General features: G+C 72.4%; 25 protein-coding genes and 1 tRNA gene. 12 read left to right on the top strand and 14 right to left on the bottom strand.

Going from position 1 to position 24897, the window contains the following annotated elements; translation table 11 throughout:
• The first annotated feature begins 94 nt into the window (after window positions 1-94).
• Genes SM450_RS07305 through SM450_RS07320 form a run of 4 tightly spaced genes read left to right on the top strand, consistent with a single transcriptional unit; the run spans window position 95 to window position 3374 of the window.
• Complete coding sequence (locus tag SM450_RS07305; RefSeq protein WP_474618883.1) at window positions 95-901, top strand: DUF881 domain-containing protein; 807 nt, start codon at window positions 95-97, stop codon at window positions 899-901.
• On the top strand, window positions 898-2433 hold the full coding sequence (locus tag SM450_RS07310) for a class E sortase (RefSeq protein ID WP_474618884.1): 1536 nt from the start codon (window positions 898-900) through the stop codon (window positions 2431-2433). The genes SM450_RS07305 and SM450_RS07310 overlap by 4 nt, the downstream gene beginning before the upstream one ends.
• A 3-nt stretch (window positions 2434-2436) precedes the next feature.
• Window positions 2437-2718, top strand: a complete 282-nt coding sequence (locus SM450_RS07315) for a hypothetical protein (protein ID WP_474618885.1) — start codon at window positions 2437-2439, stop codon at window positions 2716-2718.
• Between the two features lie 5 nt (window positions 2719-2723).
• Entirely contained in the window at window positions 2724-3374 is a 651-nt protein-coding gene (locus SM450_RS07320; RefSeq protein WP_474618886.1) for an aminodeoxychorismate/anthranilate synthase component II, read from the top strand.
• Between the two features lie 64 nt (window positions 3375-3438).
• Here SM450_RS07320 and pknB read toward each other — a convergent pair whose 3' ends face one another.
• The 7 genes from pknB to SM450_RS07355 are packed head-to-tail and all read right to left on the bottom strand — an operon-like array spanning window position 3439 to window position 12383.
• Complete coding sequence (gene pknB, locus SM450_RS07325) at window positions 3439-5256, bottom strand: Stk1 family PASTA domain-containing Ser/Thr kinase (protein WP_474618887.1); 1818 nt, start codon at window positions 5254-5256, stop codon at window positions 3439-3441.
• Window positions 5253-6623 (bottom strand): serine/threonine-protein kinase, encoded by a 1371-nt coding sequence (locus SM450_RS07330; protein ID WP_474618888.1) that lies wholly within the window; start codon window positions 6621-6623, stop codon window positions 5253-5255. The genes pknB and SM450_RS07330 overlap by 4 nt, the downstream gene beginning before the upstream one ends.
• Window position 6624: 1 nt before the next feature.
• Window positions 6625-8130, bottom strand: coding sequence for a peptidoglycan D,D-transpeptidase FtsI family protein (locus SM450_RS07335; protein WP_474618889.1), 1506 nt, complete (start codon window positions 8128-8130; stop codon window positions 6625-6627).
• Entirely contained in the window at window positions 8127-9617 is a 1491-nt protein-coding gene (locus SM450_RS07340; RefSeq protein WP_474618890.1) for an FtsW/RodA/SpoVE family cell cycle protein, read from the bottom strand. The genes SM450_RS07335 and SM450_RS07340 overlap by 4 nt, the downstream gene beginning before the upstream one ends.
• A gap of 28 nt (window positions 9618-9645) precedes the next feature.
• Window positions 9646-11085 carry a PP2C family protein-serine/threonine phosphatase gene (locus SM450_RS07345; protein ID WP_474618891.1) on the bottom strand — a complete coding sequence of 480 codons (1440 nt, stop codon included), beginning with the start codon at window positions 11083-11085 and terminating at the stop codon, window positions 9646-9648.
• On the bottom strand, window positions 11082-11570 hold the full coding sequence (locus SM450_RS07350) for an FHA domain-containing protein FhaB/FipA (protein ID WP_281585732.1): 489 nt from the start codon (window positions 11568-11570) through the stop codon (window positions 11082-11084). Before SM450_RS07350 ends, SM450_RS07345 begins: the two co-directional genes overlap by 4 nt.
• Window positions 11571-11576: 6 nt before the next feature.
• On the bottom strand, window positions 11577-12383 hold the full coding sequence (locus SM450_RS07355; RefSeq protein WP_281590595.1) for an FhaA domain-containing protein: 807 nt from the start codon (window positions 12381-12383) through the stop codon (window positions 11577-11579).
• A 208-nt stretch (window positions 12384-12591) separates the two neighbouring features.
• Between SM450_RS07355 and SM450_RS07360 the strand changes: the two genes are divergently transcribed.
• From SM450_RS07360 to SM450_RS07375, 4 genes are all read left to right on the top strand, one after another.
• Window positions 12592-12677 (top strand) — tRNA-Leu (locus tag SM450_RS07360).
• 71 nt (window positions 12678-12748) lie between these two features.
• On the top strand, window positions 12749-13858 hold the full coding sequence (locus SM450_RS07365) for an NAD-dependent epimerase/dehydratase family protein (RefSeq protein WP_474618892.1): 1110 nt from the start codon (window positions 12749-12751) through the stop codon (window positions 13856-13858).
• Window positions 13855-14661 (top strand): WecB/TagA/CpsF family glycosyltransferase, encoded by an 807-nt coding sequence (locus SM450_RS07370; protein ID WP_474618893.1) that lies wholly within the window; start codon window positions 13855-13857, stop codon window positions 14659-14661. The genes SM450_RS07365 and SM450_RS07370 overlap by 4 nt, the downstream gene beginning before the upstream one ends.
• Window positions 14662-14751: 90 nt before the next feature.
• Window positions 14752-15363, top strand: coding sequence for a hypothetical protein (locus tag SM450_RS07375; protein WP_474618894.1), 612 nt, complete (start codon window positions 14752-14754; stop codon window positions 15361-15363).
• Here the strand turns inward: SM450_RS07375 and SM450_RS07380 are convergent.
• From SM450_RS07380 to SM450_RS07390, 3 genes are all read right to left on the bottom strand, one after another.
• On the bottom strand, window positions 15331-15735 hold the full coding sequence (locus SM450_RS07380; protein ID WP_474618895.1) for a hypothetical protein: 405 nt from the start codon (window positions 15733-15735) through the stop codon (window positions 15331-15333). The genes SM450_RS07375 and SM450_RS07380 overlap by 33 nt on opposite strands.
• A 150-nt stretch (window positions 15736-15885) precedes the next feature.
• Window positions 15886-16107 (bottom strand): DUF397 domain-containing protein, encoded by a 222-nt coding sequence (locus SM450_RS07385; RefSeq protein WP_474618896.1) that lies wholly within the window; start codon window positions 16105-16107, stop codon window positions 15886-15888.
• Window positions 16077-16958, bottom strand: coding sequence for a helix-turn-helix domain-containing protein (locus tag SM450_RS07390; protein WP_474618897.1), 882 nt, complete (start codon window positions 16956-16958; stop codon window positions 16077-16079). The genes SM450_RS07385 and SM450_RS07390 overlap by 31 nt, the downstream gene beginning before the upstream one ends.
• Window positions 16959-17456: 498 nt before the next feature.
• Here SM450_RS07390 and SM450_RS07395 point away from each other — a divergent pair, with 498 nt between their 5' ends.
• The gene (locus SM450_RS07395) at window positions 17457-17744 is read left to right on the top strand and encodes a hypothetical protein (RefSeq protein WP_474618898.1); all 288 of its coding nucleotides are present in this window, start codon (window positions 17457-17459) and stop codon (window positions 17742-17744) included.
• Window positions 17745-17848: 104 nt separating this feature from the next.
• A complete protein-coding gene (locus tag SM450_RS07400; protein WP_474618899.1) occupies window positions 17849-18295 on the top strand; it encodes a hypothetical protein in 447 nt (148 codons plus the stop codon).
• A gap of 3 nt (window positions 18296-18298) precedes the next feature.
• Here the strand turns inward: SM450_RS07400 and SM450_RS07405 are convergent, their stop codons facing one another.
• Both SM450_RS07405 and SM450_RS07410 read right to left on the bottom strand, forming a co-directional pair.
• Window positions 18299-19285 (bottom strand): PASTA domain-containing protein, encoded by a 987-nt coding sequence (locus tag SM450_RS07405; RefSeq protein WP_474618900.1) that lies wholly within the window; start codon window positions 19283-19285, stop codon window positions 18299-18301.
• Window positions 19286-19395: 110 nt separating this feature from the next.
• The gene (locus SM450_RS07410; protein ID WP_474618901.1) at window positions 19396-20100 is read right to left on the bottom strand and encodes a PASTA domain-containing protein; all 705 of its coding nucleotides are present in this window, start codon (window positions 20098-20100) and stop codon (window positions 19396-19398) included.
• A gap of 91 nt (window positions 20101-20191) precedes the next feature.
• On the opposite strand from SM450_RS07410, the gene SM450_RS07415 reads away from it, so the two are divergent.
• Window positions 20192-21775 (top strand): hypothetical protein, encoded by a 1584-nt coding sequence (locus SM450_RS07415; RefSeq protein WP_474618902.1) that lies wholly within the window; start codon window positions 20192-20194, stop codon window positions 21773-21775.
• Between the two features lie 63 nt (window positions 21776-21838).
• Here the strand turns inward: SM450_RS07415 and SM450_RS07420 are convergent, their stop codons facing one another.
• Window positions 21839-23317, bottom strand: a complete 1479-nt coding sequence (locus SM450_RS07420) for a glutamate-cysteine ligase family protein (protein ID WP_474618903.1) — start codon at window positions 23315-23317, stop codon at window positions 21839-21841.
• A 255-nt stretch (window positions 23318-23572) separates the two neighbouring features.
• Window positions 23573-24154 (bottom strand): YceI family protein, encoded by a 582-nt coding sequence (locus SM450_RS07425; protein WP_474618904.1) that lies wholly within the window; start codon window positions 24152-24154, stop codon window positions 23573-23575.
• 101 nt (window positions 24155-24255) lie between these two features.
• On the opposite strand from SM450_RS07425, the gene SM450_RS07430 reads away from it, so the two are divergent.
• Window positions 24256-24750: a MarR family winged helix-turn-helix transcriptional regulator gene (locus SM450_RS07430; protein ID WP_474618905.1), complete on the top strand. Its 495-nt coding sequence runs from the start codon at window positions 24256-24258 to the stop codon at window positions 24748-24750.
• Window positions 24751-24897 lie beyond the last annotated feature (147 nt).

Below are 24897 nucleotides of genomic sequence, written 5' to 3' on the forward strand. Positions count from 1 at the left end.
CGGGGAGTTACCGAAAAGAGCGGACTTTTCGGGTCGAGCAGGTCGGTTCGCATCGACGCGGGCCGGAACGAGACGACGGGAAAGGGAACGCCCGGTGGAGTACACGTCCGGCGCCGCCTCCTGGCAGAAGGCCCTCCGCCGCGCGGTTGCCGGCCTGCTGCCCCGCCGGGCGCGCCAGCGGCGCCCGGGATGGTCGGTCGGCGTACCCCTGATCGCCGCCGCGGCCGGGCTGCTCTTCACCACGAGCGCGACCACCGCCGGCGGCACCCCGCTTCGTGAGGACCGGCGACCCCAGCTCACCCAGCTCATCGAGGACCGGCGCGAGCAGGTGGCGGCAAGCGAGGCCAAGGCCGCCCGGCTGCGCGACGAGGTCGAGGCACGCACCGAGTCGCTGGCCGGCAGCGACGGGCCGGTGAAGACGCAGCGCGAACGGGCCGCCGCGAGCCGGCAGGCCGCCGGTTTCACCGCGCTCACCGGCACCGGCATCACGATCGAACTGAACGACGCCGACTGGGGCCCCGGCCAGCCGCTGCCCAAGGGCGCCAGCAACGACGACCTGGTCGTGCACCAGGGCGACGTGCAGGCGGTCGTGAACGCGCTCTGGGCCGGCGGCGCGGAGGCCATGTCAATCATGAACGTCCGCGTGCTGAGCACAAGCGCGGTACGCTGCGTCGGTAACACCCTGCTGCTGCACGGCCGGGTTTACTCCCCTCCTTTCAAGATCGTGGCCATCGGTGATCCCGCCGGATTCCAGCGGGCGCTCGCCGCATCCAAGGGAGTCCGGGAGTTCAAGGAAGTGGCTGACCACTACCAGCTCGGCTACACCGAGCACACCTCCACCGTCACCGTGCCCGCGTTCGAAGACTCCACCGCGCTCCAGTCGGCGACGGTGCCCAGGTGACCGGCGACGACCCCCACGACCGTGACACCCGCGGACGCGGCCGGCAGCAGGAGGAGCCGACCGCGTTCCTCCCGAAGGTCGACCGCCCGGCGCCCGCGCCGCCGCCCCCGCTGAACCTGCCCTGGCCGGACGCCGGCCCGTCCCACTCCGCCCCGGCGCGACGCGGACCCACCGCCCGCCCGACCGCACCGCCACCGCCCGCCTGGCCGGGCAACCAGTCCCGCCCGCCGGCCGCCGCCTCCCGCGCCGAGGCATACCCGCCGGCCGGCCGGCCGGCGGAGACGCCACCCGTCGACCCTCGGCGGTACGCCGGTCCCACGGCTCCCACCGCCGACCGGCGGTTCGCGCCACCCGGCCGGGGAGCGCAATTCCGCCCCCCCGCCGACGGCCCCCACGACCGCCGCACCGGCCCGGACCGTTCCGACATGCCGTCCGGGCGCACCGGCGGGATGCCCGGCGCCGGCGTGCGACCGGCCGCGCCGGGTGACGGGCCAACCGACTTCATCCCGCCGATGACCGGGCGGCCCGAGCGGCACGCCGGGGCGCCCGGCGGGCCCGAGCGGCGCGCCGGCGTACCCCGGTCGGACGGTCCGGTCGGGCGCGGCCCGGACGTGCCCACGCCGGCCGACCCCGGCGCGACCGCGTTGCTTCCCACAGTCACCCGCCCGCCGGCCGATCCACGGTTGGACGCCACCGGGCTGATGGGCGCGGTGCCCCCGGCGCCGGACACCGGCGGCGACGGCGGCGAACCACCGGCCGAGCCGCCGCGACCACGGCGCGGTGAGCGGGTGGTGCAGCTCCGGCCGGAGCAGACCGGCGAGGGCTACAAGAGCGTCTACTCCGAGCTGACCCGCCCGACCACCGGCACCCGCCTGCGCACGCTCGTCCGGGGCGCGGGCGAGCTGCTGATCACGTTCGGTCTGGTGGTGCTCCTCTTCGCCGGGTACGAGATCTGGGGCAAGTCGGTCATCGTCGACGCCCACCAGAACGACCTGAACGGCCAGCTCGCCCAGGAGTGGGCGGCGGACCCGACAGTCGGCCCGACCACCGGCCCGAGCACGAAGCCGAAGCCGCCGGCCGAGGGAAAGCCGGTCGCCGGCCTCTACATCCCGACGCTCGACAAGCACTGGGTGGTGGTCGAAGGGGTGACCCCGGACGACATCCGCTACGCCCCCGGGCACTACCCGGACAGCGCCATGCCCGGCGAGGTGGGCAACTTCTCCGTCGCCGGCCACCGCATCCGGTCCACGTTCTGGCGGCTGGACGAGCTGAACACGGACGACGCCATCGTGGTCGAGACCAAGACCGATTGGCTCGTCTACCGGGTCTACCAGCAGCGCATCGTCAAGCCGTCCCAGGTGGAGGTGGTCGCGCCGGTGCCGGGGAAGCCGGGCAGCAAGGCGACCGAGAAGCTGCTCACGCTCACCACCTGCAACCCCAAGTTCGACAACTACCAGCGGCTGATCATCCACGCCCGCTTCGACCACGCCCAGGCCAAGTCGGCGGGCCGACCGGCCGAGCTGGAGGGCTGACCCGTGTACTCGTGGATCTGGCGGAAACTGCCGTTCGGGCTGCCCGGCAAGCTGATCGGTTCGATGCTGCTTGCCGTCGCCACCGTCGCCCTGCTCTGGCTCGTCGTCTTCCCGTGGGCCGAGCCGCTGCTTCCCTTCGACGACGTGCAGGTCACCCAGGACTCCGGCGTCCCGGGCGGCGACAACGGGGAACTCACCGACCCGACCGCGCAGCCGGACGAGGACGAGGAACTTCCCTACGACATCGCGACGAACAACGCCCCACCCTCCACTCCGAGCAGGTGACCCCGATGCGCGTGCTGGTGATCGACAACTACGACTCGTTCGTCTTCAACCTCGTGCAATACCTCGGCCAGCTCGGGGTGGACTGCGAGGTCCGCCGCAACGACGAGATCGACGTGGCCGAGGTGGGCCGGGCCGGCGCGGCAGGCGTGCTGCTCTCACCCGGTCCGGGCACCCCGGACCGGGCCGGCATCTGCCTGGACGTGATCCGCGAGTACGCCAGCACGCTCCCGCTCTTCGGCGTCTGCCTCGGCCACCAGGCCATCGGCGAGGCGTTCGGCGGCACCGTGACCCGCGCGCCGGAGCTGTTGCACGGCAAGACCTCCGAGGTGCGCCACCACGGCGCGGGGGTGCTCGCCGGCCTGCCCGACCCGTTCACCGCCACCCGCTACCACTCGCTCGCCGTGCTGCCCGAGACGCTCCCCGACGAGCTGGAGGTCACCGGCTGGACCGAGTCCGGCGTGGTGATGGCGATGCGGCACCGCACGCTGCCGATCGAGGGCGTCCAGTTCCACCCCGAGTCGGTGCTGACCGAGGGCGGTCACCTGATGCTTGCGAACTGGCTGGCCGCCTGCGGCTTCCCGGCCGCGTTGGAGCGGGCCCCGGAGCTGGCCGCCGAGGTCGACGCGCGGCGCCTGGCCGCGTTCGCCACCGCCTGAGGGCCTCCGGTACGCCACGTGGCGGCGCCCCGGGTGGGGCACCGCCACGTCAGGTCGGCAGGGATCAGCGGTCGCGGGTGGGCGGGACGGACGGGAACGGGAAACCGCCGCCACCACCGGCGCCGGGCGTGGACGACGTCGCGCTGGGGGTCGGGCTCGGCGACGGGCTCTCGGACTCCTCCTCAAGCGGCACGTCGACCTCGATGGTCACGGTCGAGCCCTTGGCCAGCTTCTTCCCTGCGGACGGCGACTGGCCGCTCACCTTGCCGGCATCGGCCGGCTCGACCTCGTCGCCGTCCCGGACCTTCACCACGTAGCCGGCGTCCTCCAGCCGCTGCTTCGCCTGGTCCTCCGTGTAGCCGCGGACGTTCGGCACCTCGTTGATGTTGCCCTTGGAGACCTCCAGGGTCACCTTGCTCCCCGGGGCCACCGCGCTGCCCTCCTTGGGCGTCACCTTGATGACCTGCCCCTCCGGTGCCGCGTCGCTCACATCCTTGCGGTCGACGGTGAGCCCAAGGCTCTCCAACTGGGTCTTCACGCTCGCGTAGGTGCCGCCCTCCAGATCCGCCGGGATGGTGACCTCGCCCGGCCCGGTGCACATCTGGATCGTGACGGCGCTGTTCTTCTCCACCCGCAGGCCCGGACCGGGGCTCTGCCCGACCACGGTGCCCTCCTTGCACTCGGTGTTCTGCACCGGGGCACCGGCCGCGAACCGCAGCCCGGCCTTGGTGAGCTCGGCCTGCGCGTCGGCCTGCGTGCGGTCCACGAGCTGCGGCACGGAAACCTTCTCGTTGCCGGCCTGGTTCAGCCAGAGCGCCGTGCCCAGCGCGATCACCGCGAGCACGCCGAGCGCGGCGAACGTGGCGATGACCCACGAGGAACTTTTGCGCTTGCGCGGGTCACCCACCCGGGCGGGCGCCTGCTGGCGGGTCTGCGGGCCCATCATCTGGGTCTGCTGCGCCGCCTGGTAGCCACCTGCGGCGGCCCCCATCGGCATGGTCTCCTCGGCCGGCATCACCGGAGTGGCGAGCACCGGGCGGCCGGCGGCGGCGCGGAGCAGGTCCGCCCGCATCTCGCCGGCGCTCTGGTAGCGGTTGAGCGGGTTCTTCGACAGCGCCTTCAGCACGATGGCGTCGACCGCCGGATTCACGTCCGGGTTGATCGTGCTCGGCGTCGGCGGCTGCTCCCGCACATGCTGGTAGGCGACGCTGACCGGGCTGTCGCCGACGAACGGCGGGTGCCCGCAGAGCAGCTCGAACAGCACGCACCCGGCCGCGTAGACGTCGGAACGGGCGTCCACCGACTCGCCGCGCGCCTGCTCCGGGGAGAGGTATTGCGCGGTGCCGATGACCGCGCTTGTCTGCGTCATGGTGGTGGCGCCGCTGGCAAGCGCCCGGGCGATGCCGAAGTCCATCACCTTGACCTGGCCGGTCTGGGTGAGCATCACGTTGCCCGGCTTGATGTCCCGGTGGATGATCCCGTGCCGGTGGCTGAACTCCAGCGCGGCGCACATGTCGGCGCAGATCTCCAGCGCCCGGCGCGGCTGGAGCCGCCCCTCGACGCCCAGGACCTCCTTGAGGGTCCGGCCGTTGACGAACTCCATCACGATGAACGGCAGCGTCTCGCCTGTCGGCGCGGTCTCCTCGCCGGTGTCGTAGACGGCGACGATGGCCGGGTGGTTGAGCGAGGCGGCGTTCTGCGCCTCCCGGCGGAACCGCATCTGGAACGTGGCGTCGCGGGCCAGGTCGGTACGAAGCATCTTGATCGCGACATCCCGCCCAAGCCGCAGATCGCGGCCACGGTGCACCTCCGCCATGCCGCCGTAGCCCAGCAGCTCGCCGACCTGGTACCTGCCACCGAGCAGGCGGGCCTGCGCTGTCATCGCGTCTCTCGTCCTTCGCTCGTCGTCGTACCGCCGCCGGCCAACTGGAGGCGTACCTCACGACGGTACGACGTGCGGACCGGATAGTCGTCCCCGTACGCGCGCACCGCGCCGGAGGTCACGCTCACACTCGCCGGACCGGGAGCGCCGGCGGCACCGGCCACGTATTTCCGGTACCAGAACGAAATCACGCCCGAACAGAGGATGACCAGCACCGCCACAAGTATCGCCGTCGTCCACAGCCCGGAGCGGGAGCGGCGGGGCGCCTGTGGCGGCGGCGTGGACGGGCGAGCGTACGCCAGGGGGTTGTGCGGAGGGCGGGGCTGCTGCTGCGGGACGGGCGCCGCGCCGCGCGACCCCACCGGCGGGCGGGGCTGCGGGACGGGATGCGCGACCATGGTCGGGCGCGGCGCCGCCGGTGGGCGGGCCGGCGCCACCGGCGGCCGGGGCTGCTGGCGGGGTCCGGCGGTCGGCACCTGCGCCCGCGCGGGGGGCGCGGCCGGCGAGGCCGGTACGCCGGAGATCGGGCGGCCACCGCGCGCCTGCTGGGAGAGCGCGAGCTTGGCCTGCCGGGCGACGCTCGCCAACGCGGCGGCGCTGGGCCAGCGGGCCCCCGGCTCCTTCGCCATGGCCCGCTCGACGATGGCCCGCACCTGCGGCGGAATGTCGGCGGGCAGCGGCCGGGGAGTGTCCCGCACGTGCTTCATCGCGATCTCGAGCGGATTGTCCCCCTCGAAGGGGCGGCGGCCCGCCAGGCACTGGTAGGCGACCACGCCAAGCGCGTACACGTCGGACGCGGGGGTGGCGACCGCGCCGGTGGCCTGCTCGGGCGAGATGTAGGAGGCGGTGCCGAGCACCGAGCCGGCGGCGGTGAGCTGGCCGACAAGCTCCGAGCGGGCGATGCCGAAGTCGGTGAGCACGAGCGTGCCGTTCGGCCGGACCAGCAGGTTGCCCGGCTTCACATCGCGGTGCACGATGCCCTTCTCGTGCGCCGCGTGCAGCGCGTCGGCGGCCTGGGCCAGCAACGCCATGGTGCGCGCCGGGGTGAGCCGGCCGACCCGGCCGAGCGTGGCGGAGAGCGCGTCGCCCTCGACGTATTCCATGACCAGGAACGCGATCTGCTGGTCGCTGCCGAAGTCGTAGACGTCCACCACGCCGGGGTGGTTGATGGTGGCCATGGTCCGCGCCTCGCCACGGAACCGCTCGGCGAAGCCCGGCTCGTCGAGCAGCGCGGGAAGCAGGCTCTTGACCGCGACCGTCCGGCCCAGCACCTGGTCGGTGCCGCGCCATACGTCGCCCATGCCACCGCTGGCGATCCGCTCGTCGAGGCGGTAACGGTTGCCGAGCTGCACCCCCGGGCCGAGCACGTCAGCGCCTCCCGGAATCCGCGATGGCCGCCGCCATGATCCGGCCGGCGATCCGGGCCGCCTCGGAGCTGCCGCCGCTGCCGGCCTGCTCCAGCTCCACGCAGACCGCGGAGAGCGGCGTGCCGTCCTTGTCAAGCGCGAACCCGATGAACCAACCGTGGTCCGGCGTGTCCGGGCCGGACTCGGCGGTGCCGGTCTTGCCGCCGACCACGAAGCGGTCGATGGCGGCCCGGCGGCCGGTGCCCTCCTTCACCACGTTCTGCATCATGTCGCGCAGGTCGGCGGAGACCTGGCCGCTGACCGGGCGACGCAGCTCACGCGGCTTGGCGGCGTCGTAGACCGTGGTGCGGTCCGGCCCGAGAAGCTGCTTCACCAGGTACGGGCGCATCTGGCTGCCACCGTTCGCGACCGCGGCGGCGATCAGCGCGCCCTGCAACGGCGTCATCCGCACGTTGTTCTGGCCGATCGACGACTGCGCCAGCGCGGCCGGGTCGGTGCTGCCGTCCGGGTTCTGCATGTCGCCGGTGCGGCTGGCCGCCACCGGCAGGCCGCCCTCGCCGAGCTGGCCGACCGTGAGGTCCTCCTGCTCGAAGCCGAACTGCTGGGCCTTCTCCTTGACCTTGTCCGCCCCGAGGCGCACGCCGAGCTGGGCGAAGCCGGTGTTGCAGGACTCGGTCACCGCATCCCGCAGGGTCACCTGCGACTCCGGGCAGATCGACGGGGCCGCGTTCCTGATCGGCTTGCCGGCGCCGGGCGCGGTGTAGCTCGACCCGGCCGGGATCTGGGTCTGCTGGCCGATGCCGTTCTCCAGCGCCGCCGCGGCCATGACCACCTTGAAGGTGGAGCCGGGCGGCAGCACCTCGGACAGCGCCCGGTTCGCGAGCGGCCGGTCCTTGTCCTTCTCCAGCGCGTTGTAGGCCCGGTCGGCCTCCGTGCTGGAGTGGCTCGCCAGCGGGTTCGGGTCGAAGCTCGGCATCGACACAAGCGCCTGCACCGCGCCGGTACGCGGGTCGATCGCGATCGCCGCGCCCTTCTTCGCCCCGACCTCGTTGTCGTTGAGCTGCTTGAACGCCGTCTCCTGGGCCCGCTTGGAGAGGGTCAGCAGCACGTTGCCGCCACCGGTCTCGTCACCGGTGAACATGTCCTTGATCCGGTTGGCGATGAGCGCGTCGCTGGTGCCGGCGAGGAAGTCGTTCTCCAACCGCTCGATGCCGCTCGCGCTGCCGTTCACCGGCTTCCAGCCGAGCACGTGCGCGTACATCTCCCCCTGGGGATAGGTGCGCAGGTACTTCAGCTCCCCGCCGGTCTCCTTGCTGAGCGCGTACGCGGTGCCGCCGACCTCGATGTTGCCGCGCTTGCGGTCGTACTCGGCGACCTGGACCCGGCCGTTGTAGTCGCTGGTGCGGTATTCGTCGGCCTTGTAGGCCTGGATCCAGTTCAGGTTCGCGAAGAGCAACCCGAACAGGATCATCACGACCACACCGACGCGGCGCAGGGGCGCGTTCACGGCCGGATCACCTCCGTCGGGGCACCGTGCAGTTGCTCGGGCGGGCCACCGGCGGGCCGGGCCGCCGAGCCACCGCCCCCGGTCACCGGTCGGCGGGCACCGTCGGAGACCCGCAGCAGCACCGCGATCAGCAGCCAGTTCGCCATCAGCGAGGAGCCACCGGCGGAGAGGAACGGGGTGGTCTGCCCGGTCAGCGGGATGAGCTTGCTGATCCCGCCGACGATGACGAAGACCTGGAGGCCGAGCGTGAACGCCAGGCCGCCGGCGAGCAGCTTGCCGAACGAGTCCCGCACCGCAAGCGCGGCCCGCAGGCCCCGCTCGACGATCAGCAGATAGACCACGAGCAGTGCGGAGAGGCCGAACAGGCCGATCTCCTCACCGATCCCGGCGAAGATGAAGTCGGTCTGCACCTCGGGCAGCAGCGTCGGCTGGCCACCGCCCGGCCCGGCCCCGAACAGGCCGCCGGTGCCGAGCGTGAGCAGGCCCTGGACCAACTGGTAACCGCGGTCGTACGGCTCGGCGAACGGGTCGAGCCAGATCTGCGCCCGGTCGTAGAAGTTGGCGAACGGACCACCCACGGTGCTGCCCAGCAGGTAGGCCAGGTAGGCGCCGCCGAAGAACAGGATCAGACCGATGAGCAGCCAGCTCACCCGCTCGGTGGCGATGTAGAGCGTCACCACGAACATGCCGAAGTAGAGCAGTGAGGTGCCCAGGTCCTTCTCGAAGACCAGCACCAGGATGCTGATCATCCAGACCACCAGGACCGGGCCGAGGTCGCGCCCGCGCGGGAAGTCGATGCCGAGCACCCGCCGGCTCGCCAGCGAGAGCACCTCGCGCTTGCGCACCAGGTAGTAGGCGAAGAAGGTGAGCAGGGCGAGCTTGGCGAACTCACCCGGTTGGATCTGGAACCCGCCGAGCCGGATCCACAGCTTGGCGCCGTTGATCTCGGAGAACCGACCGGGCAGGACCGCCGGGATCATCACCAGCACGATGCCGGCAAGCCCCAGGGTGTACGCGTACCGCGACAGCGTGCGGTGGTCACGCAGGATCGCCAGCAGCGCGGCGGCGAGCACCACCGCGGCGAGCGTCCAGGCGAGCTGGCGGCCACCGGTGCCGGCGAAGATGGCGAGGTCTTCCCGCTCCGCCGGCGCGGCCTGAGCCAGGTCGTAACGCCGCAGGAAGCCGACCCCGATGCCGTTGAGCAGGGCCACCGCCGGCAGCAGCGCCGGGTCGGCGAACGGCGCCAGCCAGCGGATCACCAGGTGCAGGCCCAGGAACACCAGCCCCAGCGCGGCGGCCGGGATCCAGAAGTCCGGGGTGACCGTGTCGAGCGCCTTCGCCTCGACCATCGCCGCGTAGGCAGCCACCAGCACCATGGCGAGTAGGAGCAGGGACAACTCGGCGTTGCGCCGGGACCGGGCCAGGCGTACGCCGGACTGCTCGCCCGTCGAGGCGGGCGAGGCTGCCGGTGCGGCGGCTGCGGTCACGGATGATTCCTCGGGATCGAGCCGGCGCTCACTCCGGCGACCGGCAACCGGCGGGATCGGCCGGCGGAACGGTGTCGGAGGTCACGGCGTCGGGCGTGATGGTCAACGTCGGCGTCGGCGTGCCGGCCACCGGTGTGGGCGTGCCGGGCACCGGGGTCGGCGAAACGGCGCTGGGGCTGAGCGCCGGGGACACCGGGGTCGCCGTCGTCACCGGGGTCGGCCCGGGCGTCGGGCCGGGCGGGCAGAGCGGCTTCAGGTTCGGGTTGGCCGGATCGTCGCTTGTCAGCTCCGCCAGCCGGCGTTCGGCGTCCGGCTCGCTCTTCGCCTGGATGCCCTGCTTCACCCGCTCCTGGGCGGCAAGCGTCAGGTCGTCGAGCCGGGAGCCGCTGCGCTCGTGCACGTCCGACAGGTCGAGCCCGGCGACCTGGCCGGGCACCCCGCGGAAGACCGCGAGCTGGCCGTCGTCGGTGGCGCCGACGTAGTACTGCCGCTGGGTGTAGGTCCAGCCGCCGAAGACGGCGCCCCCGACGATCACCGCCAGGGCGAGTGCCATCGCCACCGTCCGCAGCGGCTTCCGCCGACGCTGCTCGGGCTCGTCGTCGCGGTTGTCGGCCGGCTCCTCCGGCGCGGGCGCGCGCGGGGCGGACAACGCCGAGGCGCGGGCCGCCGGCGTGGAGTCGTCGGCCGACGTCGCCATGCCCCGGTCCCGGGCGGCGGCGCCGCCGACGATCGGGGACGCCTCGACGATGTCCTGGTCGGTCGCGTCGGCGATGATCACGGTGATGTTGTCCGGGCCGCCGCCACGGAGCGCGAGCTGCACCAGACGCTCCACGCACTGCTGCGGGTCGGGATATTCCCGCATGGTGTCGCCGATGGTGTCCGCGCTCACCACGCCGGAAAGGCCGTCGGAGCAGATCAGGTAGCGGTCGCCGGGCAGCACCTGGCGGACGCTGTACTCCGGGTCGATGTCACGGCCGTCGAGCGCGCGGGTGAGCAACGAGCGCTGGGGGTGGCTGCTCGCCTCCTCGGCGCTGATCCGGCCCTCGTCGACGAGCATCTGGACGTAGGTGTCGTCCTTGGTGACCTGCGCGAACTCACCGTTGCGCAGGAGATAGGCCCGCGAGTCACCGATGTGGACCATGCCGAGTTTGCTGCCGGAGAAGAGGGTCGCGGTGAGCGTCGTGCCCATCCCCTCCAACTGCGGATTGGCGTCCACGGTGTCGCGGAGCTGCTGGTTGGCGGTGCCCACGGCGGATCGGAGCGCGTCGACGAGGGCGTCACCTGGGACGTCCTCGTCGAGGGGCGCCATGGCACCGATGACGATATTGCTGGCGACGTCACCGGCGGCCATGCCGCCCATGCCGTCGGCAACGGCGAGTAGCCGCGGTCCGGCGTAGACGGAATCCTGGTTGCCGTCTCGGATCAGACCGCGGTCGCTGTGGGCCGCGTAGCGCAGGGTCAGAGTCATGGCCGTAATTCGAGGGAAGTGCGGCCGATCCGGATCGGCACGCCGAGGGGGACGGGGGTTGGTCCGGTGACCTTAGCGCGATCGAGGTACGTGCCGTTAGTCGATCCGAGGTCCTCGACGTACCACTGCCCGTCACGGGGCACGAGCCGGGCGTGTCGCGCCGACGCGTAGTCGTCGGTGATCACCAGGGTCGAGTCCTCCGCCCGCCCGATCGTGATCTGGGCCTCCCCGAGGGTGATCCGGGTGCCGGCCAGTTGACCTGCGGTGACCACCATCTGGTGGGCGGCGCGACCCCGCTTCGCCTTCGCGGGCTTACCGGCGGGCTGGCCGGTCGACGCGCCGACCCCGCGTGGCGCGGCCACCAGCCGACCCGACCGGGCCCCCGCGAAGAGGTCCCGGCGGATCACGCCGACCACAGTGAAGACGAAGATCCACAGCAGGATCAGGAAGCCGAACCGGGCAACGGTGATGACGAGCTCCGGCAACGGGGATCAGCCGTCCACGCGGAAGGTCAGCGTCGTGGTGCCGAGCTGGATCATGTCGCCGGGGTTGAGCGCGACCGCCGACACCCGCTGGCCGTTGACCATCGTGCCGTTCGTCGAGCCCAGGTCGGTCAGCACGACCTGGCCGCCGTCGAAGTCCAGCCGGGCGTGCCGCCGGGAGATGCCGACGTCGGGCAGGCGCAGGTTGGCCTGGTCGCCGCGGCCGATCACGGTCGAGCCCATCTGGAGCGGATAGGTGCGGCCGTCGCCGGAGACCAGGCGAACGTTGCGGCCACCGCCCTGGCCGGGCGGGGGACCGTAGCCGCCGCCCTGGTCATAGGCCGGGTACGCCGGGCCGGCGTCGTAGCCACCGCCGGAGTCGTAGCCGCCCGGCGCGGAGACCGGGGCGACGTCGCCGCCGGTGTAGACCTCGGCGGTCACCCGGAACATGCCGGTGTCCAGTCCCTCACCACGTTCGACCTCGACGATCACGTCGCCGTAGACCGTCCAGGCCTGCTCGCCGATGAACTCCGCCTGCGACTGGGCCAGCTCCTGGGCCAGCGCGGCGGCGTACGGCGCCAACCGACTGTGGTCGTAGGGCGAGAGATCGATCACGTAGCGGTTGGGCACCAACGTGCGCCCACCGGCCAGGATCGCCTTGTGCGCCTCGGCCTCCCGCTGCATGGCGTTGAGGATCTCCACGGGGTGGACCACCCCTTTGAAGACCTTGGCGAAGGCCCCCTCGACCAGGCCTTCCAGACGCTTCTCGAAGCGTTGCAGCACGCTCACCGGCTCCTCCTCGGGTCCCGAGGCAATGATGGTATCCGGACACCGCCTCCGCAGCTCACACGCCGCTCGGCCGGCTGCCGTCGACCCGTTCGTGACCGGGCCCGCGAGCGTGCTACAGTTTCGTCCGCCACGGACGGTGACCGCTCGTGGCATGACCAGTGGACAGCGTAGTATGTCCCGGCACTCGCCGCAGAAGGCGGGCACGGGGTGGGATAGGGTGTCCCGGGTCAGCCACGGGGATGTGGCGGAATGGCAGACGCGCACGGTTCAGGTCCGTGTGTCCGAAAGGACGTGGGGGTTCAACTCCCCCCATCCCCACCACGATGAGGGCTCCGCAGACCGCGGGGCCCTCGCGCCGTATCGGGGCGTACCGGACGTCACGCTATGCTCCGATGGTTTCCCTGCCTCCCATGGACCAGGAGTGGCGTGTGAGTGTCGCGTTGGTGACCGGTTCCGGCGGTCTGATCGGCTCCGAGGCGGCCCGGCACTTCGCCGGCCTCGGCCTCGACGTGGTCGGCATCGACAACGACATGCGGCGATACTTCTTCGGTGAGGACGGCTCGACCGCCTGGAGCCTCGACCGGCTCGCCGCCGACCTGGGGCCGGCGTACACCCACCACGCGGTGGACATCCGGGACCGGGACGGCCTGGAGAAGGTGTTCACCCGCTACGGCCGGGACATCGCCGTGGTGATCCACAGCGCCGCACAGCCCAGCCACGACTGGGCCGCCAAGGAGCCGTACACCGACTTCGACGTGAACGCCGGCGGCACGCTCAACGTGCTGGAGAACACCCGGCGGCACGCGATCGACGCGCCGTTCATCCACTGTTCCACGAACAAGGTCTACGGCGACCGGCCGAACACGCTTCCGCTGATCGAGCTGGAGACCCGCTACGAGCTGCCGGAGGACCACCACTGGTACGGCGGCATCACCGAGGACATGTCGATCGACGAGTCGCTGCACTCGATCTTCGGCGCCTCGAAGGTCGCGGCGGACGTGATGGTCCAGGAGTACGGCCGCTACTTCGACATGAAGACCGCCTGCTTCCGGGGCGGCACGCTCACCGGCCCGGCGCACTCCGCGGCGGAGCTGCACGGCTTCCTGGCGTACCTGATGCGGTGCGTGATGGAGGGCCGGACGTACAACCTCTTCGGCTACAAGGGGAAGATGGTCCGGGACGCGATCCACTCCCACGACGTGCTCACCGCGTTCGAGGCGTTCTTCCGCGAGCCCCGCTCCGCCCAGGTCTACAACCTCGGTGGCGGCCGGCACTCGAACACCTCGCACATCGAGGCGTTCCGGGTCGCCCAGGAGATCACCGGCCGCGAGGCGCGGATCAACTACGTCGAGCAGGCCCGCACCGGCGACCACCAGTGGTACGTCAGTAGCATGGCCCGGTTCGAGGAGCACTACCCCTCCTGGAAGATCACCTACGACGCACCGATGATCCTCCGCGAGATCTACGAGGCGAACGTCGACAAGTGGGTGCCGAAGGCATGACCTCCGACACCAAGCGCAACGTGCTCGGCGTCGGGGTCGACGCCACCGACTACGCCCGGGCCACCGAGGCCGTGGTCGACGCCGCCCGCGAGCGCCGGCCGCTGGCGCTGACCGCGCTGGCCGTGCACGGCGTGATGACAGGCGTGCTCGACCCGGCGCACAACGCCCGGCTCAACTCGTTCGACGTGGTCACCCCGGACGGGCAGCCGGTGCGCTGGGCGCTCAACCTGCTGCACGGCGCCGGCCTCACCGACCGTGTCTACGGCCCGGAGCTGACCCTCCGGGTGCTCGCCCGGTTCGCCGACGAAGGGCTGCCGGTCTACCTCTACGGCTCCACGGAGGAGACCCTGGCCCGGCTGATTCCGGCGCTGGAGCGCTCGTTCCCCGCACTGAAGATCGCCGGCGTCGAGCCGTCCAAGTTCCGGGCGGCCAACCCGGGTGAGGACGCCGAGATCGCCGACCGGATCAAGAGCAGCGGCGCCCGCCTCGTCCTGGTGGGCCTGGGCTGCCCCCGGCAGGAGGTCTTCGCGTACGCCATGCGACCGCTGCTGGACATGCCGCTGATGGCGGTCGGCGCGGCGTTCGACTACCACGCCGGGCTGCTGCGCAACCCACCACCGTGGATGCAGCGCGCCGGCCTGGAGTGGTTCTGGCGGCTCGGCCTGGAACCGAAGCGGCTGTGGCGCCGCTACGTCATCCTCAACCCGGCCTACCTGGCCCGGCTGGCCGCGCAGAAGACCGGCCTGTGGAAGGCGACGCCGCCGGCGCCCGCCACCGAACGCCCCGCCACCTTCGACGTCTGACCGGCGACGCCCCCTACGGGAGAACGTTCGGGGGTAAGCGGGGTGCCGCCCCGGATTCGGTGGGCGTCGAAGTGGGCAAGGCTGATGGCCATGGATGACCATCTCGCCGTGCTGCTTCCCGTCGCCGCCGTATGGCTGGCCGCCGGCCTGGTCGCGGAGGGCCTGCCCGGGCTGGATCGCGCCCGGTCGCTGCGGCGGCGTACCCGATGGTTGTCCGCCCTGGTGCTGACCGGCCTCGCGCTCACCGCGGCGGTCCTCGCCGCGGGCCTCCAGAGCGCCGGTGACACCGCGATCGACCGGGCCGCCTCCGGGCTCGCCGTCGCGGCGGTGCCGGCGGCGGTCGTCGGGGCCTGCGCGGTACGCCGGATCCGGCGGCTGCGGGCCGGCGCGGGCGCCTTCACCGCCGCGCCGGAAACCCCGGCCCCGCACGCGCTGCGGGCCGCCGCCGCGCACCCGCTGATCGCGCTCCCGCTCCAGGCGACCGCGCTCGCGATGCTCGTCGCCGTGCTTCCGGCCGTCGGGGTCGACCTGTTCGCCGCGCCGGGCGTGGCCGGCCCGGCGATCACCGTCGCGGTGCTCGGTGTGTCCGCGATCGGGGTACGCCACGCGCTGCGGCACAGCCGGCTCGCCGAGCGGGCCATGCAACCGGCGACCGGCGTGTCGGCGGTGTCAGCGCGATCGGCTCGCGCCCTGCACGTATAGCAGTTCCAGGATCGCCCGGGTCGCCTCGAACCAGCGGTCGAGCCAGCCGGGCGGGGGCACGCTGCCTCTGGGCGGCAACTCCAGCAGCAGGCCACGCAGCAGCGGATGATCCACCAGGGACTCCGGTTGCTCCACCGGCCAGCCGCTGGGCGGGAAGGACGGCTCGGTGAGCGGGTTCGGGTCGAGCGACGGCAGGGAGAGCGCCGGGGCCTGCTGTTCCGGCACGCCGGCGTCCCGCCCGGCGGGTTCGTCGCCGTCACCGGAGACCACCTCGGTGAGGACGGTGTCCCGGCGGGCCCCACGGTATTTGCCACCGAACCGCTCGGGCTTGCCTGGGCCGTTGGTGAGATTCTCTGAACCGATCGTCGTCATCCGTCTCGCCTGCCTCGTTCGGTTGCCGATCCGTGCGGTTCAACGAGGCGGAACGGAACTGGCGACGGGTGACAGGCGTCGCCGGCACGCGGACGAGAACGGTCCCGCCCGGCGACGCTGCCGGACGGGACCGTGCTTCCGGGGTACCGATCAGTTTTGGCCGAAGGCCCCGCCCCTGGCGCGGGCGACGAAGGCGTGCCAGTCACCCGGGGCGAAGACCAGGGCCGGACCGGCCTTGTCCTTCGAGTCCCGGACGCCGACCGCCCCGGTCACGTAAGCGACCTCCACGCAGTTGTCGCAGTTCGGCCCGCTCTTCGAGCTTTTGAACCACGTCGCCTGCGTCAGGTCCACGGGGAACTCCTTGGTCGCCATTTCCACAGCGGCTCCTCTGCCAGTCTCGCGATGTGTGCGACGGACTCCTCCGGTCGAATGGCCGCTGCTCGAATGTGATCGAAGATGAAGCTGTACTTCTGCAGTTCGTCGCTCTTCTCCAGGAAGAGCCCACCCGTGGCGTTCTCCGCGTACACGACATCGGGATCACTCGGTTCGGGGAAGCCGAGGATGGAGAAGGTCCCGTCCATGCCGGCGTGCGCTCCCACCTCGAAGGGCAGGACCTGCACCGTCACGTTCGGCAGTTCGGCCACCTCCACCAACCGCCTGAGTTGGCCACGCATCACCGCGTCGCCACCAACCGGCCGGCTCAGCACCGCTTCATCGAGCACCACCCACAGATCGACCGGATCGTCCTGGGTCAACAACGACTGACGACCCAATCGGACACGCACCCGTTGGTCGACCTGATCGGCGGTGAAGTCCGGCCGGGCGGCGCGGATCATCGCGCCGGCGTACTCCTCGGTCTCCAGCAGACCCGGCACGACCTGCTGCTCGTAGGCCCGGATCGTGCTGGCCGCCGCCTCCAGGCCGACGTACGCCCCGACCAGCACCGTGCTGTACGGATGCCACCAGCCCTTCTGTCGGGCCTCGCGGGCGATCTGCACCAACTCGTCGCTCTCCGCGCCGACCACCCCGTAGATGCGGAGCATGTCCCGCACGTCGCGTGGCGTCGCGGTGGTGTGCCCGGTCTCGATCCGGGAGACCTTCGACGCCGAGCACTCAAGTTGCTCGGCGACCGCCTCTATGGTGATGCCGGCCGCCTCGCGCTGCCGACGGAGTTCGGCCCCGAGTCGGCGCCGGCGGATGGTCGGGCTGCGCCGTTCGCTCACGAAGTCTCCTCAGTGCACGGCAGGGGGTGCCGGTCCTCGACCGGCCGCGACGGGCGAAACCGCCGTCCAGTGTGCCGCTCGGATACCTGACGCATCAAGCGCCTCGTTCACGTGTCCCGCTCACCTATCGGCAAAAGTCGACGTGCAACTTGCATGTCGCACGTGGCTGATGCACTCTGTCCGTATGGCGCGGGTTACTCACCGTCTTCGCTTGATCTCGGGGCGTGGCCGGTGGGGAATCGTCCCGCGCCGTGCGCGTCCTGCACCGGAATGAAGACCCCGCCGCTGCACGCCAGCTCGGCTGCGGCGGCGGGAGCGGCAACCGGGAGCAGCCGGGTGATGGTCGGGTGGCGGTCCGCCACCGCGGGTACGACCCGACCAGCACCGACCCACTGAACGCCGGTCCACCAGGCAGAACCCCCGTCACCGGACCGCATCCGACCCCCGTTCAACCTCGCCGGCGCCCCGGTCGCCGGCCGAACCCTCCCAGGAGCCCATGTGCTTCCCCGCTCCGGTGACGTACTGCACGTGACACGTGCGGCGAGTGTCCAGTTCTTCCGACCGATCATGTTCCGGATGATCCGGGTGCTCGACTGGCCGACCTACGACGGTTGGATCTGGCTCGACGGCTACGAGTTGAACGCGGCGGGGGACGCGGTCAACAGACGGTCGATCTTCGTACAACAGGAGGGGTTGCGGCAGGTCCAAGCCGGGCCGACCCCTCGTCAGCACACCGTCCGCACCGCCAGGCGTCCGGTGACCCGGACCCCGGTCCGAGTGGGCTGACCTCAGGATTCCCGTCCGGGTGGGCGTGCCGGAGCCATAGAATCAGTACGCCCACCCCGGCACGTTCCACCCCGCGCGCCACGGACCCTGAACCAGGGATGGTCATGGTCAAACTGCCCGCCGCGCGGCGGCACCACAGGTCCCGCGTCGGCTACGCCCTCGGGCTCTTCGCCTTCCTCGGGTTCGCGATCGCCATCGCGCTCACGGCCCGCCACCCGGCCTTCTCCGCCACCGGGCCACTCGCCGACCCCGTACCGGCCCCGGCGATCACCGTGGCCGGTGCGGACGCCCGGTCGGCCACCGATCCGGCGGCGGACGAGCCCGCGTACGCCGAGCCGGGCGAGGACGAGCCGCCGGCGGCGGGTGGTGCCGACGTGTCGCCCGACTCGGACCAGGCCGGTGCCGGCGCCGGCGCCGGGGAGGGCACACTTGCCGACCGTCCCCTCACGTCGACCGACCCCGGCCGGTCGCTGTTCTACTCCGGGCTGCTCGGGCTCGCCATCTCGCTGGCCGGGCTCGGCCTGGTCGGCACCCGCCGCCGACAGTGGTGACCGTCAGGGCGTGGCGGAGGTGGCCGGCGCGGAAGGGCTGGTCCCACCGGTCGTCGGCGCGCCGGTCGTGGGCGCCGCCGGCGCGGCCACCACGATCGTGACCCGCTCACCCTCGCCCACGGAGTAACCGGCCTCCGGATCCGTGGCGATCACGGTCCCGGCCGGCCGGTCCGACGGCCGGCGCTGCACCCGGTAGTCAATCCCGAGCTGATCAAGCGCCGACCGGGCGACACCCTCCGGAAGCCCCACCAACGGCGGCATCGGCACCTCCGCCGCCGTCGTGGCCGACGGTGTGCTCGACGGAGAGCTGCTCGGCGACGCGCTCGTCGGCGTGGCACTCGGCGACGCGGAGGTGCTCGGCGACGCCGACGGTGACGTGCCCGGACCGGAGTCGCGGTCCGCGGCGCGCAACGCCAACCAGACCCCCGCCGCGATCAGCCCGATCAGGATCAGAGCCAGGATTCCCAGCAGGATCGGCATCCACCAGCGACGCCCGACCTGCTCGTCGCCGTACCACTCGGCGCCCGGCTCCGGATAGCCGGCCGGACGCGGCGGCGGCACCCCGGCCCGGCCGGCCCAGGCCCCGCCGCCGACCGTCTCCTGGCGGCTGGTGGCGTCGAGAGGCCGGGGGCGGGTGGCGTTCGCCCCGTCCCCCGCCGCGTTCCGGGGCATCGCCCGCGTGGCGTCGGCGTCGGCCGCGTTCCGAGGCATCGCCCGGGTCGCGTCGGCGTCCTGACCGGCCGCGTTCCGGGGCATCGCCCGGGTCGCGTCGGCGTCCTGACCGGCCGTCTCCCGGGGCAGCGCCCGGGTCGCGTCGGCGTCGGCCGCGGACCGGTCCGACGGCATCGCCCGGGTCGCGTCGGGGTCGTCGCCGGCGGCAGCCCCGCCCGGGGGTGGGACGCCTGTGGCGTCGCCGCTGCGGTCCGGAGGAAGCGCACGGGTCGCGTCGTCCATGTCGCCGGCGGGTGACTGCTGACGGTCGTCGCTCATGGCACACGTCCTCCCCCACCGGGACGGGGCACACGGCCCTCGATCGTCCACGGTAGCGTTCCACGGCCACGCCGGCCGGGATCAGCGCGCCGACCGGCCGGACCGATCCGTCAGGGCGTCGGCTGCGGGCTGGTCGTCGGCGTACCCGGAGGCGCGTCGCCGCAGGTCAGCGCGACCTGGTCGTTCCAACGGGCGGTGCCCCCGGCGGCCGGATCCTGCGCGGTGACCGATCCCTGACGGCCGGTGCGGTAACGGGGATAGAGCCCCGCCTCCACCAGGTCGTCGGCGGCGTCGGAGCAGGCCCGACCGTCCAGGTCGGGCACCGTGACCGCCGGCGCCGGACCGGCGACCCAGACGGTGACTGTGACACCGCGCTTCACCGGGGCACCGGGCGACGGTGACGTGCGCTCCACCGCACGGCCCGAGCCGCTCCCGAACACCAGCCGCCAGCCGAGCCGACGGTCGCGCAACTCCTGCCGGGCGCGTTCGAAGTCGGTGCCCACCAGCTCCGGCACCGTGAGACCGGCCGGAGTGGTCGACCGGGTGCCCGTCGGGCCGTCCCCGGGGGTGGGGCGGTCGTCGGCAGGCACGCTCTCGGACCGGCCGGACGACGGAGTCGCCGCCGGTGGCGTGGGCTCGGACGAAGCGGACGGCTGGTCCGACTCGCCGGCCAGGATCCAGCCGGTGCTGGCACCGATGACCGCCAGCAGGACCACCGCCAGGGCACCGCCGACGAAGAGCCGCGTCCGGTTCGGACCGTTCTCGTCGCGTACCGGCTGCCGCTCGTCCGTCATCGCGTCTCCCGCCTCAGTCACCGGCACCGTAGCCGGTGCCCCCAAGCCACCCACGGCCGGTCGGCGCTCCCACGACTCGCCGGGCCGACCTCGGGACGTTACGCTGCCCGGCATGTCCAGACGAGGCTGGGGAGGATCGACCGCCGCCGCGCTCGGCGTGGCTGCCGGCGCAGGCGCCGCGCAGCTCGGCTTCGGCTACGGGCTCGGCATCATCAACTGGGCGCCCACCGGCGCGGTACGGGTCGAGTCGGCCTGGGTGGCGAGCCTCGCCTGGGCCACCTGGATCGCCGCGACCTCGGTCATCGCCGGCGCGGTCTGCGCCCAGCACCTACGCGGCGGCGACCAGCCGTCGGGCACCCTGCCCCGGCTGGGGCTCGCACTCGCCGCAGGTGTGGGCGCGCTTGTCACAGTGCTGCTGGTGGCGGTGCCGGCCCGAGCCGCCCGGGTGCCGGACACCTCGGCGCCGCAGACCGTCGCCGCCGCGTACGCCGCGGCGGGGCTGGTGCTCGGGGTGCTGCTGGCGACCTGGGCGCTGCACACACGTGCCGCCGCCACCAACCTGATCGCCACCACGGGCTGGCTCTGGCTGCTCGCCGTGGTGTCGGTGGTGGACGGGGTGCTCTCCGGTCGTGGCCTGAGCACCGCCCAGCTCGGCATCTGGCAGATCAGCGCGGACAGCGCGCGGTTCTGGATCCGCGACTACTTCTACTGGCCTGGTGCGCTGCTCTCGCTGTGCTCGGCACTGGTGATCGGAGTGCTGGCCGCCCGACGCGCGGCTCGATCGCCGCGGGTGCGGATCGGCGCTGCCGCCTCCGGTGCGGCCGGCCCGCTGCTTGTCGCACTGGCGTACCTGCTGGCCGTCCCGCGGCTGGCCGGCATCGCCGCCGAGCAGTTGTCGGCCCACCTGATCGCCCCGTACGCGGTGATCGCCGGGGTGGGCGGCTCGGTCCTGGTGGCCGCGCTGGCCCAGCGGGCCGACCGCCGGGCAGCCGACGGCGCACCGGTGACCGGGTCCGGTGAACTCGCCGGGGAGCCGGCCACCGTGCCAGCCCAGCGCGGGGAGGCGGAGCCGGCAGCCGCAGACGCGAAGCCGGGCAGCGCAGCGGGAAAGCCGTCGGGCGCAGCGGGGGAGCCGTCGGACACAGCGGCGGAACCCGGGAGCGCGGATGCGGAGCCGGGGCGCGCGGCGGCGGAACCGGCCGGCGGCGGGAAGAAGCCCGGCGGGCGGTTCTTCCGTCGTCGCGCCGCAGCCGGGTCGACCCTCGCTGACCGGCCCGAGGTCGAGCCTCGCACGGCCGCTTCGCCCGACGATCGGACCGCGACCACGACGCCCGTTGGCCGTGATCCCGGGAGGGCGGCCAGTGTCGGGCCGGAGACGGTGGCGGCCGGCCCCGGGCTGGAGACGACCGCCGGCCCGGATCGGCGGACTGAGAATGGCCCCGCTCCGGGGACGCCGGCCGGCCCCCGTCCGCGGTCGACGGCCGCGGCGAAGCCGGACGCGACGGTGGGCTCCACCAGCCGGGTGGCCGACGAGCCGCCCTCGTCGCCGGGTAGCGCCGCGCGGTCCGGCGCCGACCGTCGCGGCCGGGCGACGCCACGGCAGCGGCAGCCCGAGGATGTGCCGGCCGACGATCCCGCCGGCCGACGGGACGAGAAGCCGGGCACGGACGAGTCGGCCCCCGAGGGCCGCCGCTGATCCCCTGCCAGCGGTTAAGAGGGGGCCCCTCCTATACCGCAGGCGTTAACAGGGGGCCCCGCCTTACTCGACCGGCCAGGTGTGGACGGGGTCGTTGGCGCGCTGGAGTTCGGCGTAGCGCTGGACCATGTGGTGTAGCGCCGCCTTTCGGTCCATCCCACGGTGCCGCTCGGCCGCCCACACCGCCTCGGTCTGCCATACCGCGCCGTTACGGCCGGTACGGCAGCGTCCCTCGATCACGCCGAGGAGGCGGTCGCGTTCGGCCGGCGCGACGCCGAACCGGTCCAGCCCCTGCGCGGCCACCGGCAGCAACGTGTCGAGCACGAGCGTGGTGACCGGCACGTCGCCGAGGCCGGGCCAGTGCAGCACCGCGTCGATGCCGCGCCGGGCGGCGGCGTGGAAGTTCTCCTCGGCGGAGCTGAAGGTGAGCTGGCTCCAGATCGGGCGGTCGGCCTCGGCGAGACCGCGGGCGAGGCCGAAGTAGAGCGCGGCGTTGGCGAGCATGTCCACCACGGTCGGGCCGGCGGGCAGGACGCGGTTCTCCACCCGGAGGTGCGGGAGGCCGTTCATGATGTCGTAGACCGGGCGGTTCCAGCGGTAGACGGTGCCGTTGTGCAGCCGTAGTTCGCCGAGCTGGGGCACGCCGCCGGCGTGCAGCACCTCGACCGGGTCCTCCTCCTCGCAGATCGGCAGCAGCGGCGGGAAGTAGCGGACGTTCTCCTCGAACAGGTCGAAGATCGACGTGATCCAGCGCTCGCCGAACCAGACCCGCGGGCGTACGCCCTGGGCCTTCAGCTCGTCGGGCCGGGTGTCGGTGGCCTGCTCGAAGAGGGCGATCCGGGTTTCCGCCCAGAGCTGCCGGCCGTAGAGGAACGGCGAGTTGGCGCCGAGGGCGACCTGCACGCCGGCGATCGCCTGGGCGGCGTTCCAGTGGTCGGCGAAGCTGTCCGGGGCGACCTGGAGATGAAACTGGAGACTGGTGCAGGCGGCCTCCGGCGCGATCGAGTCGGTGTGCGTCCGCAGCCGCTCGACGCCGTTGATGTCCAGCTCGATGTCCTCGCCCCGGGCGCCGACGATCTGGTCGTTGAGCACCCGGTAGCGCGCGTCGGTGGAGAGGTTGTCGGCGACCAGGTGCCGCTCGGTGAGCGTGGGCAGGATGCCCACCATGACGAGGGCGGCGTCGGACTTGGCGGCCCGCTCGTCGGCGCGGCTGAGGCTGCTGCGCAGGTCGCGCTCGTAGTCGGTGAATCCGGCGCCCTCGATCAGCCGGGGTGAGGCGTTCAGCTCCAGGTTGAACTGGCCCAGCTCGGTCTGGAACAGCGGGTCGGCGATGTCGGCCAGGATCTGGTCGTTGCGCATGGCCGGTTCGGCGGCGGCGTCGACCAGGTTCAGCTCGATCTCCAGCCCGGTCATCGGCCGGGCGGCGTCGAAACCGAAGTCGTCGAGCATCAGCGCGAAGACGTCCAGGCAGCGCCGGACCTTCTGCCGGTAGCGGACCCGATCCTCGCGGGTGAAGGCGCCCTGCTCGACGTCCTTGCCCATGTGTCCTCCCGGCGCCGGTGCCACGGAACCGTTGGCGTTCCGCAACGCATTGTGAACCATCCACGTGGTGTGCGTAAGTACGTCCGGCCCGGCGAACCCCGGGTCGGACGTAGGTGGAGCACCTGTACCCAGCCGCCGCCCGAAGCAGCGCGGTTAACCTGCGAACATCACGTGACAATTGGCACGGCCCCCGGACACGCGGGCGGGCCCGCGCCGTCGACTGACGGTGCGGGCCCGTGGGCCTGGCGCGAGGGCTCAGCCCTGGCGGATGGCCTCGCCCTCGATCTCGATCTTGACCTTGCGGCCGACCAGGACGCCACCGGTCTCCAGGGCGACGTTCCAGGTCAGGCCGAAGTCCTCCCGGTCGATCTCGGTGTGCGCCGAGAAGCCGAAGATGTCCTGCCCGAAGGGGCTGCGGCCGACGCCCTCGAACTCGACCTCGAGGTCCACCGGGCGGGTCACGCCCTTCACGGTCAGCTCGCCGGTGAGCACGAACTCGTTGCTCTCACGCGACTTCACGCCGGTGCTGCGGAACTCAAGCGTCGGGAACTGCTCGGCGTCGAGGAACTCCGGGCTGCGCAGGTGCGCGTCCCGGTCCGCCTGCGCGGTGTTGATGCTGGCGGCCTGGATGCTGGCCGTGACCGAGGACTGGAGCGGGTCGTCGGTGACGGTGATGGTGGCGGTGGCGTCGGCGAACTCACCGCGTACCTTGCTGACCATCATGTGCCGTGCGACGAAGCCGACGCGCTTGTGCGCGGCGTCCAGGAGGTACGTGCCGGGGGCCGGGATGGTGAGGCCTTCCCAGTCGCGGGTAGTCGCCTCGGTGCTGCTGGTCATGATGCGTTCCTCCGGAGAAGATTGTTTAGTAGCCCAACGGCTGACTAAGCAACTATAGCTACAGCAATATTCCCTGTGTCAAGTGCTGCTAGGATGGTGACGTGGACCAGAACGTGTTCGACGACCCCCGGATCACCGCCGTCGGCCTGCTCTACGAGGCACACGCCGGGCTCTCCGCCCGGTTCGCCGCCCAGTTCGAGGAGCACGGGCTCTCGCCTGTCGAGTTCGAGGTGCTGACCCGGCTCGCCCGTTCGCCCAACAACCAGCTACGGATGACCGATCTGGCGGCACAGACCTCGCTGTCGACGAGCGGGGTCACCCGCGTCGTCGACCGGATGGAGCGGGACGGCCTGATCCGCCGCCGGGCCTGCCCCTCCGACCGGCGCAGCTCCTTCGCCGTGGTGACCGCCTCGGGCCTGGACCGGCTGGACGAGACGCTCCCCGGCCACCTGAAGATCATCGAGCAGTGGTTCACCGGCCAGCTCGAACCAGCTCAACTCGCCGGGCTCCTGGACGGGCTGCGTCGGGTGCGGGACGCGGTCCACCCGGGTGCCACCGCCGGCAGCACCGAACCGGCCGGGAGCGACGCCTGCTGACCCCCGCTGTTACCCGCCGGTCACCGGCAGAATGACCGGCAGAACCACCCGATCACCGGGGCAAAAGCGGATATAGACGTATCAACTGGTCTACGCACCTGGATAGGCTTCCAGGCGCGGGGGGCACCGGGGGGTGCTGGCGCGAGC

The organism is Micromonospora marincola (assembly GCF_056150385.1).

Coding starts and splice junctions, on each gene's coding strand:
- SM450_RS07370 (WP_474618893.1), top strand. CDS start 13,855: ATGACCTCCGACACCAAGCGCAACGTGCTCGGCGTCGGGGTCGACGCC.
- SM450_RS07400 (WP_474618899.1), top strand. CDS start 17,849: ATGGTCAAACTGCCCGCCGCGCGGCGGCACCACAGGTCCCGCGTCGGC.
- pknB (WP_474618887.1), bottom strand. CDS start 5,256: ATGACAGCGCAGGCCCGCCTGCTCGGTGGCAGGTACCAGGTCGGCGAG.
- SM450_RS07385 (WP_474618896.1), bottom strand. CDS start 16,107: ATGGCGACCAAGGAGTTCCCCGTGGACCTGACGCAGGCGACGTGGTTC.
- SM450_RS07345 (WP_474618891.1), bottom strand. CDS start 11,085: ATGACTCTGACCCTGCGCTACGCGGCCCACAGCGACCGCGGTCTGATC.
- SM450_RS07320 (WP_474618886.1), top strand. CDS start 2,724: ATGCGCGTGCTGGTGATCGACAACTACGACTCGTTCGTCTTCAACCTC.
- SM450_RS07405 (WP_474618900.1), bottom strand. CDS start 19,285: ATGAGCGACGACCGTCAGCAGTCACCCGCCGGCGACATGGACGACGCG.
- SM450_RS07380 (WP_474618895.1), bottom strand. CDS start 15,735: ATGACGACGATCGGTTCAGAGAATCTCACCAACGGCCCAGGCAAGCCC.
- SM450_RS07415 (WP_474618902.1), top strand. CDS start 20,192: ATGTCCAGACGAGGCTGGGGAGGATCGACCGCCGCCGCGCTCGGCGTG.
- SM450_RS07375 (WP_474618894.1), top strand. CDS start 14,752: ATGGATGACCATCTCGCCGTGCTGCTTCCCGTCGCCGCCGTATGGCTG.
- SM450_RS07365 (WP_474618892.1), top strand. CDS start 12,749: ATGGTTTCCCTGCCTCCCATGGACCAGGAGTGGCGTGTGAGTGTCGCG.
- SM450_RS07420 (WP_474618903.1), bottom strand. CDS start 23,317: ATGGGCAAGGACGTCGAGCAGGGCGCCTTCACCCGCGAGGATCGGGTC.
- SM450_RS07425 (WP_474618904.1), bottom strand. CDS start 24,154: ATGACCAGCAGCACCGAGGCGACTACCCGCGACTGGGAAGGCCTCACC.